The sequence below is a fragment of the Desulfosarcina cetonica JCM 12296 genome, assembly GCF_001311845.1.
Classification (GTDB): domain Bacteria; phylum Desulfobacterota; class Desulfobacteria; order Desulfobacterales; family Desulfosarcinaceae; genus Desulfosarcina; species Desulfosarcina cetonica.
The window spans coordinates 1-2,549 of record NZ_BBCC01000381.1 but is presented as its reverse complement, the minus strand read 5'-3'; the positions used below and the strand labels follow the sequence as shown (position 1 = coordinate 2,549).

At 64.5% G+C, this 2,549-nt stretch carries 1 protein-coding gene and 1 pseudogene; both read left to right on the top strand.

The window, feature by feature from the left end:
• Positions 1–31 precede the first annotated feature (31 nt).
• Positions 32–1,128 (top strand): annotated as a pseudogene (locus JCM12296_RS34065) (FAD-binding oxidoreductase).
• 3 nt (positions 1,129–1,131) lie between these two features.
• Entirely contained in the window at positions 1,132–2,364 is a 1,233-nt protein-coding gene (locus tag JCM12296_RS34055) for a (Fe-S)-binding protein (RefSeq protein ID WP_054702509.1), read from the top strand.
• Positions 2,365–2,549: the final 185 nt, after the last annotated feature.

The window sequence follows — 2,549 nt, the reverse complement described above, 5'->3', positions numbered from 1 at the left end:
CAGAAAGGGCATCGTGCTCGCCTTCACGCGCATGGACCGCATCATCGCGGTCAACGCCCCGGACCGCTACTGCATCGTTCAGCCCGGCGTGGTCAACGGGGACCTGCAGGCCCGTCTGGCCAAGGAAGGGTTTTTCTATCCACCCGACCCGGGCAGTTTCATGGTCTCGACCATCGGCGGCAACGTGGCCCAGAACGCCGGCGGCCCGCGCTGCCTCAAATACGGGGTCACCGTCGATTATGTGCTCAGCCTGGAAGTGGTCCTGGCCTCGGGCGAGGTGATCCGCTTCGGCAGCCGCAACGTCAAGGACGTGACCGGCTACCGCCTGTCGAGCCTTTTCTGCGGCTCGGAAGGCACCCTCGGAATCATCACCGAGATCACCCTGCGCGTGGTGCCACTGCCCGAGGCCACACGCACGATCCTGGCGGTCTACGACGACCTGGACGCCACGGCGGCCACCGTGGCGGACATCATCGGCTCGGGTATCCTGCCCGTGGCCCTGGAGCTGATGGACAAAACCGTGATCAACGCGGTGGAGGATTCGGCCGGCATCGGTCTGCCGCGCCATGCCGAGGGGCTGCTCCTCATCGAGGTGGACGGCGTGGAGGAAGCCGTGGAAAAACAGATGCGGACCATCGTGGAGAAAACCCGCGGCCACGGCGCCACCGAGGTGATCGAGGCGCGTACCGCCGCCGAACGCGACAACCTCTGGACGGCGCGTCGCTCGGCCTATGGCGTCTTCGCCCGCCTGGCGCCGGATTGCATCGTGGAGGACGCCACCGTGCCGGTCAGCCACGTGCCGACATGATCCGCCACATCCGCGAGATCGCCGGGCGCTACCGCCTGCGCATCGGCATCCTGGCCCATGCCGGCGACGGTAACATGCACCCGTTGATCGCCACCGACACCCGCGACAAGGAGGAATGGCAGCGCGTGGAGGCGGCCAACCGGGAAATCTTCGAACTGGCCATCCAATACAACGGCACCCTCTCGGGCGAGCATGGCATCGGCCTGGCCAAGATCGACTACCTGCCCATGGCCATCGACGACGCCACCCAGGCCTTTATGGAGAAGATCAAAGCCTGCGTGGATCCCAAGGGGATTCTCAACCCCGGAAAGTTTGTTTAGCCCATGAAAGCCGACGAAGCCTACCAATGCGGCAAATGCGGACTGTGCCTGAGCGCCTGTCCGGTCTACCGCGTGATGCGCGAGGAGACCACCACGCCGCGCGCCAAGGTCCACCTGATCCGCAGCTTTGCGGAAAACCGCCTGCCGGCCACGGACCGCATGCAGGCGAAGTTACAGTGCTGCCTGATGTGCGGCACCTGCACGGCCATGTGCCCGGGTGGGGTCAGCCACGACACCCTGTTCATGCGCATGCGCAGCCAGATGGCCATCGATCGCGGCCAGTCCAAGGAGGTCAAGGCCTTGGGGGCGATCCTGCCCAAGGAAAACCGCCTGCGCATGGCCGCCAAGGCGGCCCGCATCGGCACCAGTTCCCTGGCCCAGCGCATCATCGGGAAAATGCGCATCGGCAACATCCCCATGGAGAACTTTCCCACACCCAATCGCACCCCTTTCCGGGACCAGGTGCCCGAAGTGATCGAGCCCGAAGGAAAGGTGGTGGGCACGGTGGCCTATTTCACCGGCTGCGCCACCCACCACATTTTCGAGCAGACCGGCCACGCCGTGGTCAAGGTATTGCGGCGCATGGGCTACCGCATCCTCTTGCCTGCGGACCAGGGTTGCTGTGGCCTGCCCCTCTTCTTCCATGGCGAAATCCGGCGCGCCCGGGAGAATATCCTCACCAACATCCGCAGCCTCTCTGCCCATGATTGCGACGCGGTCTTGACCGACTGCGCCACCTGCGGATCGGCCCTGGGGCATATGTACCCCAGGCTGATGGCCGAGCTGGACCTGCCGGCAGGCGATGCCGATGCCCTGGCCGCCACGGTGATGGATGCCGGCGAATTCGTTGCCACGCACATGGACCTCTTGACCCCGCACCTCTCGCCGGCGGCAACCCGGGAAACCGTTACCTACCACCTGCCCTGCCATCTCAAGAACCACGGCAGCGGCAAGACCCTTCTGGAAAGCCTGCTTACGCACTTGCCCCATGCCGACTACCACCGCACCCCGGACTGGGATGCCTGCTGCGGTGGTGGCGGCTTTTTTTTCAACGAATATCCCGATATCGCCAAACGCATGGTCGACGGCAAGATCGCCAACGCCCTGGCCAGCGGCGCACGCACCTGGGCCACGGGCTGTCCCGGCTGCCGGGTCCAGCTTGCGGGCAACCTGCCCCGTAAAGGAGTTATAGAGGTGTGTCATCCGTTGGAGGTGGTGGCGCGGGGATTGAGATAATTTTTTAGCGGTACGGACTGCTGCTACGGCCGGCGGCGACCTGCTTTTTGCAGGGGCTGGCCATACCTGCGACCCTGTTGCCCCGCCAAGGGCTCTGTCGATCGCAACTATCCAAACAAGGTATTTTGCTCGGAGGCTGAAGGGGGCGTTGGTAGGGGGCGAAAATTTTTCGACCCTTGGGATTC